This window comes from Thiohalomonas denitrificans, from assembly GCF_016841685.1.
Classification (GTDB): Bacteria; Pseudomonadota; Gammaproteobacteria; order Thiohalomonadales; family Thiohalomonadaceae; genus Thiohalomonas; species Thiohalomonas denitrificans_A.
In genome coordinates this window covers 1-14803 of sequence record NZ_JAENYR010000041.1, presented here as the reverse complement: position 1 = coordinate 14803, position 14803 = coordinate 1, and the positions used below count along the sequence as shown (strand labels likewise).

At 60.0% G+C, this 14803-nt stretch carries 11 protein-coding genes; 5 read left to right on the top strand and 6 right to left on the bottom strand.

Translation table 11 applies throughout. The features are described 5' to 3' along the window. Nucleotides 1-120: 120 nt before the first annotated feature. The 3 genes from lpxB to Q7L05_RS10215 all read right to left on the bottom strand — a co-directional run bounded on the left by lpxB (nt 121) and on the right by Q7L05_RS10215 (nt 3589). Nucleotides 121-1242, bottom strand: coding sequence for a lipid-A-disaccharide synthase (gene lpxB, locus Q7L05_RS10225; protein ID WP_317623117.1), 1122 nt, complete (start codon nt 1240-1242; stop codon nt 121-123). A gap of 117 nt (nt 1243-1359) precedes the next feature. Beyond that, nucleotides 1360-2457, bottom strand: a complete 1098-nt coding sequence (locus Q7L05_RS10220; RefSeq protein ID WP_303905744.1) for a DegT/DnrJ/EryC1/StrS family aminotransferase — start codon at nt 2455-2457, stop codon at nt 1360-1362. 196 nt (nt 2458-2653) lie between these two features. Continuing rightward, entirely contained in the window at nt 2654-3589 is a 936-nt protein-coding gene (locus tag Q7L05_RS10215) for a Gfo/Idh/MocA family protein (protein WP_303905741.1), read from the bottom strand. A 295-nt stretch (nt 3590-3884) separates the two neighbouring features. Between Q7L05_RS10215 and rnhB the strand changes: the two genes are divergently transcribed. Next, complete coding sequence (gene rnhB, locus Q7L05_RS10210; protein ID WP_303905792.1) at nt 3885-4490, top strand: ribonuclease HII; 606 nt, start codon at nt 3885-3887, stop codon at nt 4488-4490. Nucleotides 4491-4541: 51 nt separating this feature from the next. On the opposite strand, the gene Q7L05_RS10205 is transcribed toward rnhB, so the two are convergent. After that, a complete protein-coding gene (locus Q7L05_RS10205; protein WP_303905738.1) occupies nt 4542-4838 on the bottom strand; it encodes a hypothetical protein in 297 nt (98 codons plus the stop codon). A 184-nt stretch (nt 4839-5022) separates the two neighbouring features. On the opposite strand from Q7L05_RS10205, the gene dnaE reads away from it, so the two are divergent. Then, complete coding sequence (gene dnaE / locus Q7L05_RS10200; protein WP_303905735.1) at nt 5023-8565, top strand: DNA polymerase III subunit alpha; 3543 nt, start codon at nt 5023-5025, stop codon at nt 8563-8565. Nucleotides 8566-8605: 40 nt separating this feature from the next. Here the strand turns inward: dnaE and Q7L05_RS10195 are convergent, their stop codons facing one another. Beyond that, nucleotides 8606-9877, bottom strand: a complete 1272-nt coding sequence (locus tag Q7L05_RS10195; protein WP_303905732.1) for a VWA domain-containing protein — start codon at nt 9875-9877, stop codon at nt 8606-8608. A 204-nt stretch (nt 9878-10081) separates the two neighbouring features. Then, nucleotides 10082-12139 (bottom strand): ferrous iron transporter B, encoded by a 2058-nt coding sequence (locus Q7L05_RS10190; RefSeq protein WP_303905729.1) that lies wholly within the window; start codon nt 12137-12139, stop codon nt 10082-10084. A gap of 154 nt (nt 12140-12293) precedes the next feature. On the opposite strand from Q7L05_RS10190, the gene Q7L05_RS10185 reads away from it, so the two are divergent. The 3 genes from Q7L05_RS10185 to Q7L05_RS10175 form a co-directional block, all read left to right on the top strand. Continuing rightward, on the top strand, nt 12294-13214 hold the full coding sequence (locus tag Q7L05_RS10185) for a hypothetical protein (protein WP_303905726.1): 921 nt from the start codon (nt 12294-12296) through the stop codon (nt 13212-13214). Between the two features lie 164 nt (nt 13215-13378). After that, the gene (locus Q7L05_RS10180; protein WP_303905723.1) at nt 13379-14341 is read left to right on the top strand and encodes an acetyl-CoA carboxylase carboxyltransferase subunit alpha; all 963 of its coding nucleotides are present in this window, start codon (nt 13379-13381) and stop codon (nt 14339-14341) included. A 128-nt stretch (nt 14342-14469) separates the two neighbouring features. Beyond that, nucleotides 14470-14803, top strand: a 334-nt coding sequence (locus Q7L05_RS10175) for an ATP-binding protein (RefSeq protein ID WP_303905720.1), incomplete at its 3' end; no start/stop codon positions are given.

Sequence of the window (14803 nt, the reverse complement as noted above, 5' to 3'; positions counted from 1 at the left end):
ACAGTCAAGAGGGCAAGACTGTAGGTCAGTCTATTCTCGGACAGGCCCCTAGCCGGAGTGCTCACCGCAAAGGCGTAGCCACCCGGTTTTCTGGTGTCTTGCCATGAAATCACAAAGCAGTTACCGGATCGGCAGCATGCCATCGAGCAGTTCGGCGGCACGCCGGGCGCCCCCGGGTTCACCGAGCTTCCCGCGCACCTCTTTAAGGTCCTCCACCGAACGGGTATGGATTTGCGGCAGCAGGAGCTGTTCGAGCTCGGCAGCCAGGGCCTGCGGGGTCGCCTCGCCCTGGAGGAGCTCCCGTGCCACCTGGCGACCGGCTACGATATTGCACATGGCGATGTGCGGGAGCTTTATCAGCCGTCGCATGATGGCGAAACTGAGCGGTGACACCTTGTACACGACGGTCAGCGGGACGCCCATCAAGGCGACTTCCAGCGTCGCGGTACCGGATGCTGTGGCAACGGCGTCACAGGCGCGGATGACGTCGTAAAAGCGGTCCTCCACGACGGTGACGTTGGCGCTGCTGCTCTCCAGGTGAACATCGAGTTCGTGACGATCGAGACTCGATGACTGTGGCAACAAAAACTGTACCTTTCCGATATGCGACTGCAGCAGCGTGGCGGCTTCCAGCAACAGCGGCAGAAGACGCTGCAATTCGCTCCGGCGGCTCCCCGGAAACAGACCGATAATCGGGCGGGCCGGATCGAGGCCGAAGGCGCGGGCCGCCTCGTCGCGGGTCAAGTCACTACCGACCTCATCGACCAGGGGGTGACCGACGTACCGCACCGGTACGCCATACTCCCGGTAAAACGACTCTTCGAAAGGGAAGACCACCGCCATCAGGTCCACATACTCCTTGATGGTGTAAACGCGCTTGCGGCGCCAGGCCCAGACCTGGGGACTGATGTAATAGAAAACGGGGATGCCCAACTGCCTGGCGCTTTTGGCGAGTTTCAGATTGAAACCGGAGTAGTCCACCAAAACCAGCAGATCGGGTCGTTCGCTTGCCAGAAGCCGGCGCATCCGCTGCAGGACGCCATAGATAAAGCGGAAGTGTCTGAGGATTTCGAACAGACCGAGAACCGCCATGTCGCGGCAGTCCACCAGGGTCTTCACGCCGGCGGCGCGCATGCGCGGTCCGCCGATCCCGAAGAACTCGACATCGGGGCGCAGTAGGTGTGCTTCTTCCACCAACCGCGCCGCCCGCGACTCGCCGGAGGCCTCCCCGGCGACGATCATCACCCGCTGATTGCTAGCCACAGAGTGCACGTTAATCGGTTATTGGTGATTGGCTTGATGGGATGGAGGCCATTTCCGCCTTCTCTGTGTCTGTGCGATCTCTGTGGCTATCGATCTTCAGGTGACGGTTTTGCTGATCACGCCGATGACCGTATCCACCTGTTCATCGGTCATTTCGGGGAAAATAGGCAGGGAGAGGCATTGGGCTGTTACGGCCTCGGCCACAGGCAGTTCGACGCCTTGGCACGCTTCGGCAAACACCTCCTGCCGGTGGAGCGGGATCGGGTAATAGACGGCGCAGGCAATGTCGTTACCGCGCAGCGCCTGCATGATTTGATCCCGGCGCTCCGAGAGCAGTGTGTACTGATGGTACACATGGCGGCCGATGCCATCCTCGTGCGGCGGCGTGATGTCGGTCATCTCTTTCAGCGCAGAGGTATAGCGGTGGGCAACCCGCCGACGGCTGTCGTTGTATTGATCGATGTATTTGAGCTTGGCACGCAGAATGACGGCCTGGAGCTCATCCAGGCGGCTGTTGAAACCGATCTCGGAGTGATGGTACTGCTTCCAGCTGCCGTGGTTACGCAGGACCCGCAGGTGTTCGGCCATGGGGGTCGAGTTGGTGGTGATCAGCCCGCCGTCGCCGAAACCGCCCAGGTTTTTGCTGGGAAAGAAGCTGAAGGCGCCGACGGCGCCAATGGTACCGGTTTTCCGCTGGCCAACGGCCGCGCCGAATGATTGCGCACAATCCTCGATGACAGAAAGGCCGTGCTTCTGCGCCAATGCACCGACGGCCTGCATGTCCACCGGCTGACCGAATAGGTGCACGGGAAGCAGGGCGCGGGTCCGCTCGGTGATGGCGGCCGCTGTCTTCGCCAAGTCGATGTTGAACGTGTCTGGGTCGATGTCCACAAAGACCGGCGTAGCACCTACATAGCGGATCGCCTCGGCGGTGGCGATAAAGGTGAAGGGTGTCGTGATTATCTCGTCGCCCGGCTGGATTCCGGCGGCGATCAGTCCCAGGTGCAGGGCGTCGGTTCCAGAGGCGACCGCGATGGCGTGTTCCGCCCCCAGGTATTCGGCGGTCTCCCGCTCGAAGGCCTGCACATTCGGGCCCAGAATGAATTGCGTTTTTTCCAGTGCTTGCAACAGACCGGCGTCGATCTCGTCTTTGATGGCGAGATACTGGCCCTTGAGATCCACCATTGGGATCATATCGGGAACTCCTTAGATTCGTTAGCCCGGATTCTTTACTGCAAAGGTCTAAAGAGCACAAGGACCTGATTTTAGGATACTTTGCCTTCGCCGTAATGTTGTTGCTTTTTTGTTACGACTGCACCGCCTGATTTGCGGTCCGCTATCGGTTCCTGGCGCTCTTTGGGCCTTTGCGGTGAACATGATCAATATCGGGTCAGTGGCTGCGGGTGACCATTTCGGTTATTCGGGTGGCGGTCTTCAGTGCCTGGCACCCATCTTCACCACTGACCACCGCCGGTTTGCCCTCGGTAATGGAGTCGAGGAACGCCTCGATCTCCGCCATGATGGCATCGCTGCTTTCGAAGGCGGTCTCTTCACTGGTGATTTCCGGTATGCCGGGGAACATCTCCTTCTCACCCTTGCGGTGGATACTCAGCGTCTTGTCCTGAAAATCGATGCCGATGTACATGTCATGCTGGAAAACCCGCATCTTGCGTTGTGGTTTCAGGCTGACCCGGCTGGCGGTGACGTTGGCAACGCAGCCGTTTTCGAACTTGATGCGTGCGTTGGCGATGTCGGTTTCGTTGGTGAGGACGGAGACCCCGTCGGCATGGATCTCCAGCACCGGTGAGCGGACCAGGTTCTGAATGATCTCGATGTCGTGGATCATCAAATCGAGTACCACGTTGACGTCGGCGCCGCGCGGATTGAAGGAGGCCAGCCGGTGGGATTCAATGAACAGCGGATCCAGCAGCACATCATCCAGCGCCAGAATGGCGGCGTTGAAACGTTCCAGATGGCCCACCTGCAGGACCCGTTGATGCTGCCGGGCGAGTTGCACCAGCTCTTCGGCCTGGGCCACCGTCGCAGTGATCGGCTTCTCGACCAGCACGTGCAGGCCGTTTTCCAGACACTCTTTGGCAACCTCGTAATGCAGCTGCGTCGGCACCACGATACTGACCGCATCCACTTGGCCGAATAGCTCACGGTAGTCGGAGAGAGCCCAGGTACCCAACTCCTCGGCGACTCTTGCGGCGGCTTCAGGGTCCACATCGGTGACTGCCACCAGTTCGGAATGAGGCAGCGCGGCATACTTCTGGGCGTGGAAGCGGCCAAGGTAGCCGACTCCGATAACAGCGGTTCGTATCATCTGCAAACACGGAAGGTTAGGAAACGGAAGCCGCTTCACGACGGCCGGCATTCTGTCGGATTCAGGTAATCGTTTGCGATCTGCCAAGGAGCTTCGCTCTTTCGTCAGCGCATGCCTAGAGCGATGTAGATAGCCGGGCAACGAGGAGTACACATTGCCCAGGCGATGATTACCCGGGTCCGGCAGGCCGCTGCATGATCGCATTTGCCCGGATGCAAATCAACGCGTGCTTTGCCGTTAGGGGCGGGGTATGCTCTCGGAAAAAATCCAGCGGGGGAGAGAAATCCGAGTGCCGATACAGACCCGTTTCGATTTTTCCGCCGGGGGTGACCGGCTTGCGGGCGTCGATGAAGCCGGACGGGGACCGCTTGCCGGTGCGGTAGTGGCGGCGGCAGTGATTCTCGATCCCAACCACCCTATCGAGGGTCTCGACGACTCGAAGGTGCTCTCCGCAGCGGCCCGGGAGGCGCTCTACGGGAGGATTACCGGGAGCGCACTCGCCTGGGCGGTCGGTCGGGCCGAGGTGGAGGAGATCGACCGGATCAATATCCTGCAGGCCACGTTGAAGGCCATGGCGAGGGCGGTCGATGGGCTCGGCGTCGAGCCGGAGCACGTCCTGGTTGATGGCAATCAGTGTCCTCGAGTGCCGTATTCGGTCGAATATGTCATTGGAGGGGATGCACTGGTGCCGGCGATCAGTGCAGCGTCCATTGTGGCCAAAGTGACCCGGGACCGGGAAATGGCCGAGTTGGATACCCGATTCCCGGGCTATGGATTCGCCAGCCACAAGGGCTATTCGACGGCCGCCCACCTGGAGGCCCTGAACCGTCTGGGGCCGAGTCCTGTACACCGGACCACGTTCGCTCCAGTGCGCCGGTTGCTGGAAAGGGAATTTGGATAGGGGCGCCCCGTGGGGTGTGGACCAAGGGGTGCCCTGGTATTGATTTGAGTATCAGTGGGTCCGCGAAACCTTCGAGACCAGCCGATTGACACGGCAGCCGATGTCATCGAAGACGCGAATGATACCCGCCTGCAGATCCTCTTCCTCCCACGATTCGGCCTGTTTGAGCCGCAGTTGACTCAAGCGGTTCTTCGCAGCATCGCGCCGCTCCTTCAATTCCTGGACATCGCGAAAATAGCGGCTGCGGGTCCGCGGTCCGATTCGATCCAATTCGGCTTCCAATTCATTGATCTGGTGCTCCCAGCCGACCAGTTGGTTCTCGAGCCGTTGAATGGCTTTTTCCTGCATGGGTACATAACTCCGTCCTGAACACTATCGAAGCAAGTATAGGCGGGATTTTCCGGTTCATCGGGGCGAACGTGCGCACACTCCCGGCGAGATCCGCGATCGCTACAGTGTGTGGGAGGCCGAAACCCAAGACCATCGTCTGTCAAGACTTGTTGCTTCCGGGGCGATCCGGTAGCTTTCCGCCATGACGCCTACCTTTTGCCACCTTCGCATACACACCGAGTATTCGCTGGTCGACGGCATCGTCCGCATCAAGCCGCTGGTCAAGGCGGCTGCCGAGACGGAAATGCCGGCGGTCGCGCTGACCGACCAGTGCAACCTGTTCGCCCTGGTGAAATTCTATGGTGCCGCTCAGCGTGCGGGGGTAAAGCCGATTGTCGGGGTGGACCTTTGGCTCGAGGACGAAACCGACGACCCGACCCGTGAAGGGCCGGGGCAATCCACTCGCCTGCTACTGCTGTGCAAGGACGAGACCGGCTACCGCCATCTCACCGAACTGGTCTCGCGCAGCTATATCGAAAACCAGCACGCCGGTGTGCCCATGATCAAGAAGGCGTGGCTGACGGCCGACAGCACCCGGGGCCTGATAGCGCTCTCGGGCGGACGCGAGGGCGATGTGGGCCGCGCCATTCTGAATGGTAAGCGCGATGTCGCCGCGGGACTGCTGACGGAATGGATTCGTCTGTTCGGCAACAATTTCTATCTGGAGCTGATGCGCACCGGTCGGGACGGGGAAGAGGATTACCTTCACGGAGCGGTAGAGCTGGCAGTTGCGATGGGTGTCCCGGTGGTTGCCACCAATGATGTGCGCTTCCTCGATAGAGGGGATTACGATAGTCACGAGGTGCGCGTCTGCATCCATGAAGGGCGCACGCTGGATGACCCACGTCGCTCCCACCGCTACTCGGAGCAGCAGTATTTGCGCAGCCCGCAGGAGATGGCGGAACTCTTCTCCGACATCCCCGAGGCGCTGGAGAACTCAGTGGAGATCGCACGGCGCTGCAATCTCGAGCTGAAGCTGGGTACCTACCACCTGCCCGAGTTTCCCGTCCCTGCGGGGATGACCATGGAAGAATACTTCCGCCAAATCTCCATGGAGGGACTGGAAAACCGCCTGAGAGCGCTTTTCGACACCGACGCCCCCGAGTTTGCCGAGCTCCGCAGGCCCTATGATGAGCGTCTGGAGCGTGAGCTGGGCGTGATCACCCAAATGGGTTTCCCCGGCTACTTTCTGATTGTTGCGGATTTCATCCAGTGGGCGAAGGGCAACGGGGTACCGGTGGGGCCGGGACGCGGCTCCGGAGCTGGCTCCCTGGTGGCCTATGCACTCACCATCACCGACCTGGATCCCCTCGCCTACGACCTGCTGTTCGAACGCTTTCTCAATCCCGAGCGCGTCTCGATGCCCGATTTCGACGTCGACTTCTGCATGGAGGGCCGCGACCGGGTGATCGATTACGTGGCCGAACACTATGGCCGTGACAAGGTCTCCCAGATCATCACCTACGGCACCATGGCGGCCAAGGCCGTGGTGCGCGATGTGGGCCGGGTGCTGGGCCACCCGTACGGATTCGTCGACCCGATCTCCAAGCTGATCCCCTTCGAGGTGGGGATCTCGCTGAAAAAGGCGATGGAAGACGAGCCGCAGCTTCGCGAGCGCTACGAACGGGAAGATGAGGTGCATGACCTCATCGATATGGCGCAATCTCTGGAGGGGATCACCCGCAATGCCGGCAAACACGCCGGTGGCGTGGTCATCTCGCCCTCGAAACTGACCGATTTCGCTCCGCTGTTCTGTGAGCCGGGTGGGCAGGGGTTGGTGACCCAGTTCGACAAGAATGATGTCGAGTCGGTGGGTCTGGTGAAATTCGACTTTTTGGGCCTGCGCACCCTCACCATCATCGACTGGGCCCTGGACAATATTCGCCAGGCGAGCGGCGAAGAAGTCGATATCGCCACCATCCCGCTGGATGACCGGCCGGTATTCGATCTGCTCAAGGCGTGCAGGACAACGGCGGTGTTCCAGCTGGAGTCACGCGGCATGAAGGAGCTGATCAGCCGCCTGCAGCCGGACTCCTTCGAAGAGATCATCGCCCTGGTGGCACTGTTCCGGCCCGGCCCCCTGCAGTCGGGTATGGTGGACAATTTCATCAACCGCAAACATGGCCGCGAGAGGGTCTCCTATCCAGACGCCCAGTATCAGCACGACCTGCTGAAGCCGATCCTGGAGCCCACCTACGGCATCATCCTTTATCAGGAGCAGGTGATGCAGATCGCCCAGGCCCTCGCCGGCTATACTCTCGGCGGCGCCGACCTGTTGCGTCGCGCCATGGGCAAGAAAAAGGCCGAAGAGATGGCCAAGCAGCGGGCGGGCTTTCAGGAGGGCGCCGAAAGGAACGGTATCGATCCCGTTCTGGCGATTAAAATCTTCGATCTGGTGGAGAAATTTGCCGGATACGGTTTCAACAAGTCCCACTCGGCCGCCTATGCGCTGGTCTCCTACCAGACCGCCTGGCTCAAGGCTCACTATCCCGCTTCGTTTATGGCCGCCGTGCTGTCGGCGGATATGGATAATACCGACAAGGTGGTCACGCTCATCGACGAGTGCAAGAGCATGGGTCTCGATGTGGTGCCGCCATCGGTGAACACCTCGGCTTACAAGTTCACGGTTCGCGAGGATGGTGCGGTGGTCTATGGGCTCGGTGCGATCAAGGGCGTGGGTGAGGGGGCTATCGCCTCCATTGTCGAGGAGTGCCGTGCCAACGGCCCCTACAAGGATCTGTTCGATTTCTGCAAGCGCGTCGATCTGAAGAAGGCCAACCGGCGGGTTATGGAAGCCCTCATCCGGGCGGGCGCCCTGGATGGCATCGGTCCCAACCGCGCCACCCTGGCAGCCGCTTTGCCGGATGCGCTGCGCATTGCTGAAAAGCACTTTCAGAATGCCCAGGCGGGTATGGAGGATTTGTTCGGTTTCGGCATCGGCAGCGAGCCGGGGGAAGGTGCCTGTGAATATGAAGTCGTTCCCGAAGAGGATGACGATATCCGCCTAACGGGAGAAAAAGAGACTCTCGGACTCTGGCTCACCGGCCATCCGATCACCCGGTACGAGGCTGAGCTCAGACGTTTCATCACTGCCCCGATCGTCCGGCTGGCACCACAGAAAGGTAAAAACCAGGTGTTGGCCGGACTGGTCAGTGGCATGCGGGTGATGACCACGCGCCGCGGCGACAAGATGGCCATCGTTACCCTGGATGACCGAACCGCGCGCATCGATCTAAAGCTGTTTTCGGAGGTCTTCGAGCGGGTCCGTGACAAGCTCGGCAAGGATCGGCTCGTGGTGGTCAAGGGTGAAGTCGGGGTCGACGACTATTCCGGTGGGAACAGCGTCAGTGTCGATGAACTGTATGAACTGGGCGAGGCGCGGCAGGCCTTCGGTCATGGACTGATTATCGAGCTTGACGAAGAATCCCTGAAGGAGTCGCTAATGGATGATCTCGCGGCCGCGCTCCGTGCAAGCGGCGAGGGCCAGTGCCCGGTCATTATCGTTTATCGTAACCAAAAGGGGAGGGCCCTGGCGGCGCTCGGCCACGCCTGGCGGGTCCTCCCCTCAGAGGAATTGATGGCTCGTTTGTGCCGCCTGTTGGGGCCGGAGCGGGTTCGCATCGATTACGACCGGGTGTCCCGTCACGTGCATTCCCTTGCCGAGCCCCAGCCCTTCGAAGCCTGACCTGGGAGGCACTGGTCGCCGTTTTTGTCAGGGCGGAGAATCAGCCTCCCTTTCGTTTCAGACTTCCGGCAGGCAGGGCTCGCCAGCCCAGAAGCAGCGACATCAGTAGCAGCGCCCAGGGACCGGCGGCGGCGCCGCCGGAGTCATTGGAGGTTTCCGATACAGGGTCGACCACGTCAGCGGTAAAGGCGATGCGACTGGTGGCCTCTCCGTCGGTAACCGCGACCTGAACATCGTAGCTGCCAAGCTCGTTCGCTGTACCTGAAATAAGCCCGGTCCTGGAATCGATGGAGAGCCCTGTCGGGAGATTCCTTGCGCTGAAGGTGAGCACCCCACCATCGGGATCGATAGCCTCTATTGCGAGTGAAACCTCCTGACCGATAGTAAAGCTCTTGCGCTTCTCGGATTGGATCTGCGGTGCCCGATTGCTGCTACCGCAGCGATCGAAGATCATCTCCTGAGCCGGCTCTCCCGACACCTCGAGCGAGAGGGGGACATCACGACAGTCATCGATAGCGATACTGGACGTGTAAGTCAGTGAGTAGCGATTTTGCAGTAGCTCCGCCACCTCCGACTGGATTACCTCAAAGGCATTGGCGTCCTGCCCGGCAATGTAGTCGGTTCCGCCCGCCTGGGCGATTTGCGTCAGGACGCTGGTATTGGTGTAGCCGAACCCGACGGTAAACACCGGTATGCCGCTGGAAACGATGCGATCGAGAAGCCCGTCGAGTGTGGTTTCACTGCTGTTGTTACGGCCATCGGACAGCAAGACAATGGCTCTTGGTCCCGCAGGCAGAGTCGCCCCTTCGAACAGGTCGAGTGCCGCGATCAGTGCATCGAAAACCGGCGAATCGGATTCCGGATTCAACTCCTTGCGTACCGCCTCTTCGGCCGCTGTGGTGTTTTCCGGATCGATGGTCATAAAGTCCGTGACATCGATTTCACCACGGAACTTCACCAACCCGAACCGATCGTTGAGGTTCATACTTCGTATAAAGCTGACTACCGAATCCTCGATTTCTTCATTCACGGTGTCGAGACTGCTGCTGTTGTCTATTACGAAGACAACCGAAAGCGACACCTGATTACTGCCGTTTGCCGGCGGGGTAAAGCTGGAGGGTATCTTTTCGACACCATTTTCGACGATCTTAAAGTCGTTTTGGGTCAGGTTATTCACATAATGGCCATCGGCATCTGTGACGGTCACATACAACTCAATCGGGTCGACCTGGGAGTTGACGCGCAAATCCACCGCTGCGCTGGCGATAGGCGAGGCGAACAAACCCCATAGAAGCAGCAAGGTCAATCTCATTGGCCATAGCACGGATAAGCTAACCGGTTTGGAGGGGGACATAGAACAGCTCCTTGTGTTTTCACTTCCGTTTTGCAAGCTGCGTGTGTTGCACGCTAGAAAAGGTTAGCTGTTGTCGCCGTGTATAGTAATGCGGGATTTCCTGTATTTCCCGGTGGGGAAACAGCGCACTTCGTACGGAGGAACGGCTACCTTTCGGGCTGGCTAACCGCTGCTGATAAAGCGGAAGGTTTCCAGGAGCAGGCGGATCACGCCGCTGACCAGAAGCGCCACGGCCACCGAGAGGGTTATCGAAATCAGGGCATTGCGGCGGCCGATAGTCCTGAGCATTACGGCGAACGTGGATACGCAAGGGATATAGAAGGTCAGAAAAATCAGAAAGGTGGTGATCTGCACCCAGTCGAGGATGTTGCCCACTTCGAAGGTGCCGAGGGCCTGGTAGACCATCAACAGCGACAGCTCCTTTCGCAGGATCCCGAACAGGATGGGGACACCCAGTACGACCGGTAGCCCCAGCCACCAACCAGTGATCGGTGTCAGCGCCAGGTTGATAAAGCCGTCGGCTCCGAAATGGCTCAGCAGGGCGAGTATCACACTCCCCCCAACCAGTAGCGGCGAGACGATGGTGAGAATGTCGCTGGTACGTGCCCAGGTGGTTGTCAACAGTGTGTGCCACGACGGCAGTGCATAGGAGGGGATCTCCTGAACCTGCCCCGGACCGGTCTCGGGATAGCGGTGGGCGAGTAGTTGTCCGACCACCGCGATAACGACCATGGTGAGGAGAAATAGCGACAGGACACCTACACCCCCAAGGTACTTGCCCGCCAGTGCCAGAATGATGGCCGAACGGGCGGAGCAGGGGACGAAGGTAATCAGAATGGATGCCACTACCCGCGCCCGTCCGCGGGTGGTGGCGGCGACGGCGGAAAGGGCAGGGACATTGCAGCCGAGACCAAGCAGGAACGGGACGGCTACGCTGCCGTGCAGGCCGACGCGGTGAAAGCCGCGGTCCACCACGAAGGCGATGCGCTGCATGATCCCGGCCTCTTCGAGAGCCACCAGCAGCATCACCAGCGGGATCATGTAGGGGATGACGATCCCCACCAGTCCGATCAGTCCATCCACAACGGCCCGAGTGACGATGCCGAGGGTCGATTCCGGTTGCCAAACTGCGGTCCAGTCTATCAGCCGCGCCGCCGTCAAACTGTCGAGCCAGGCGCTGATCTCGAACACCACAAACAGCACTGCCCCGAATACGGCGAGGCTCCCCGCCAGCCCCCACTGGGGATGCAGGAAGAGTTCGTCGAGCCAATAGCGCCATCCGCCACCCTCGTGAGGTGCACCGATACGCGTTACCGACTCGAACAGGCTGGCCGCACGATGATGACGGTCGGCGTGTAGCTCTTCATCCAACGGGCGGGGCAGGTTCTGTTCCGCCTCCGTTCGCAAGCGCTCCAGATCGGGAACGAGTTCCGGGAAATGCTGCTGCAGCTCTTCTCTGAAGTAGCGATCGCCGACTGCCACCTGCATCAGCAGAAAGGGGTGGGGCACTCGGAATGCCGCGTGGATATCAGAGCGATTCAGCGCCCGGCTGAGGGGCTGGAGGGGACCACAGATATGCGGGCTGGCCGGCTGAGAGAGTGGGCAGGCTTTCTCACGTACCGCGTCCGCTGCCCTGGCGAACAGTTCCGAGATGCCATGCCCCATAAGGACCGTAGTGGGCACTACGGGGATGCCCAACTGCCGGCTCAGGCTCCTGGTGTTGATGTGAAGCCCCTTTTGAGCGGCCTCATCCATCATGTTGAGCGCCAGCACCACGGGACGGCCAAGCTGCGCCAACTCCAGAGTGAGTTCAAGGTGTCGGTCGAGTGCCGTGGCATCCACTACCTGAATAATGACGTCAGGTGGTGCCAGGGGGGCCGGCGGCCCCTCCGGCTCATGAGCCGCCACCGGCGGCAATTCATCACCCCAAAGCAGGTAGCGGAGTGCGACCTGTTCATCTTTGCGGAGCAGGTGCAGCGAGCGAATACTGGGGAGATCCACCACCCGTGCCTCATCCAGGCCGATTTGAACAGAGCAGTCGCGGTAAGCACGGTGTGTCCCACCCAGTTCACCGGTGTGGACAGAGGTGCTGGAAACCGCGTCGAACAGCGTGCTCTTGCCGCTATTGGGCATGCCGATAAGGGCGATGCGCAGGCGGTGTTCTCCCCGAAACAGGCGAGCGGGGACAGGAACAACGGATTCGCGGGGGGATTTGGGCATCCGACCCATTTTTCCCAATCGGGCTCTCCGGGTCCAGCACTTATCCAAAATCGTCGAATATTTGAGCGATGTCACAATCTTGCCGGGAATCCCCATGCCCGCTGGGGGTCCATAAATCGAGAGAGTGACACTTAATCAGTCGGGAATCGGTGGTATGGCGAAGCGAAATCTCTACGATCTGATCGAGCCCCAAAACCCGGAGTCGGTGGAGCGGGAAGTCATCGCCACCCTGCGGGCGATTGATGCGGAGTTTGAAACGGACCGTCTTCAGCATCTGTATCGGCATATCGTGCTCCTGTTTCAGGGACTCTATCCCGGCTATCGGGCCAGTGACGCCTGTTACCATGACCTGGAGCACACCAATGCGGTTTTTCTCTGCGTGGCGGCGATGCTGGACGGTGCACATCATGACGGTGTCCGGATCAGTTCCCGCGGGAAGCTCCTGGTCCTTGCCTGTGCGCTGTTCCATGACGTCGGACTGATTCGTCGCCTGGATGAGACCGAGGGCACCGGAGCCCGCTTCACGGTGGGTCACGAGGGCCGCAGCATCGCCTCGATGACCGACTATTTTGTAACCCATGACTTTTCAGGCGAATCGATCACCGATGCGGCCCATATCATTCTTTGTACCGTACTGGACAAACCGGTAGGCGAAATCCCCTTTCGAAATGCTGAAATGAGAAGACTGGGACAGATTCTGGGGAGCGCTGATGTGGTGGCGCAGATGGCCGACCGGGCCTATCTCGAGAAGCTCCTGCTGCTCTTCCGCGAGTTCGGGGAGGGTCGCCTCCCCGGTTACGAGTCGGAACTGGACCTGTTGGAGAAGACGCCCACTTTCTACCAAAAAGTCGTAAAACGCCGTCTCGAGGATGAATTCGACCATGTAGACGCCTTCCTCGATGCTCACGCAAGGGTACACTGGGGCCAGGACGAGGAACCTTTTCACCTGGCGATCGAGCGAAATCTGCAGTATCTGGAACGGATCCTGGCCACCGACAAGCCCCACTACCGTCGCTGGCTGCGCCGCGGCGATGTGGTGGCCTCTCTGCAGGGAGAGCAGCAGGATTCCAGGTAGCTGATACCCCCCTGAATCGGTAGTTATGTCCCTTGTCTCCCCGCCTTCACCTCGGTGATCGCGTGCTTCTGACGTCTTTGCGAACGAGCGGTTTGTAAGCGATTCATGTAAACCGGTAAACTACGCCGATTCCGATAGCAAGTCGCCCTCGAAGAACTACGTCTATGAATCTGAATTTCCTGGAATTTGAACAGCCGATAGCCGAGCTGGAGGCGAAGATCGAAGAGCTTCGTTATGTCGGCGATGATAACGAAGTCAATTTGTCGGAAGAGATCGATAAGCTGCGGCAAAAAAGCCGCAGCCTCACTGAGCAGATCTTTTCGAACCTTAATGCCTGGCAGGTTTCCCAGCTGGCTCGTCATCCTCAGCGACCCTACACCCAGGATTACGTGGAACGTCTTTTCACGGAATTCGAGGAATTGCATGGGGATCGCGCCTACGCCGATGATGCCGCCATCATAGGCGGCGTGGGCCGCCTTGAAGGCCGGCCGGTAATGGTGATTGGCCATCAGAAGGGGCGCGACACTACAGAGAAGGTACGCCGCAACTTCGGCATGCCGCGTCCGGAGGGCTATCGCAAGGCACTTCGCCTAATGGAGATGGCCGAGCGCTTCAAGATGCCGGTCCTCACCTTGATCGATACACCGGGAGCTTACCCCGGGGTCGGGGCCGAGGAGCGGGGACAGAGTGAGGCGATCGCCCGGAATCTGTTTGTCATGTCCCGGCTCAAGACGCCGATTATCTGTACCGTAATTGGGGAAGGCGGCTCCGGTGGAGCGCTCGCCGTTGGTGTTGGCGATCGGGTGATGATGCTGGAATACAGCACCTATTCGGTCATCTCGCCGGAGGGATGCGCCTCGATTTTGTGGAAGAGCGCCGAACGGGCTTCGGATGCGGCAGAAGCGCTGGGGGTCACCTCAGAGCGCCTCAAGCAGCTGGGGCTTATCGATCAGGTTATCGGCGAACCACTGGGGGGGGCGCATCGTGAAATCAATACGATGGCGGCCCGCCTTCGCACCGCACTGGTCGAAAGCCTGGATGTGCTGACGAGTGTTCCCGTCGATAAACTGCTGGAGCAGCGCTACCAGCGGCTGATGGGGTTTGGTAATTACGAGGTGAAAGGCTGAACGGCAACGGTTCCGCCAGGCGGCCAGGGCCTGACTGGCTGCTTGAGCGGCTTGGTGAACTGCCGACACCTTCCCGCTACCGGGTCGCCTTCAGCGGCGGCCTGGATTCCACCGTACTTCTCCATCTGATGGCCTCGCTCCGGGAGCGATTGACCGTTCCGCTGGATTCGGTTCACGTCGATCACGGTCTGCATCCACTTTCCGGCGAGTGGGCCCGGCAGTGCGAAGCCGTTTGCCGCCGGTTGAGTATCCCCCTGCAAACGATCAAGGTCGATGCCCGTTCTCATCCGGGTGAAGGGCCGGAAGCAGCTGCCCGTGAGGCGCGTTACCGGGCCTTTGCCGAGGGGCTGGAATCGGAAGCCTTCCTGCTGACCGCCCACCACGAGGACGATCAGGCGGAGACGCTCCTGTTGCAAATGCTGCGCGGGGCCGGCCCCCGGGGGTTGGCGGGCATGCCAGAGC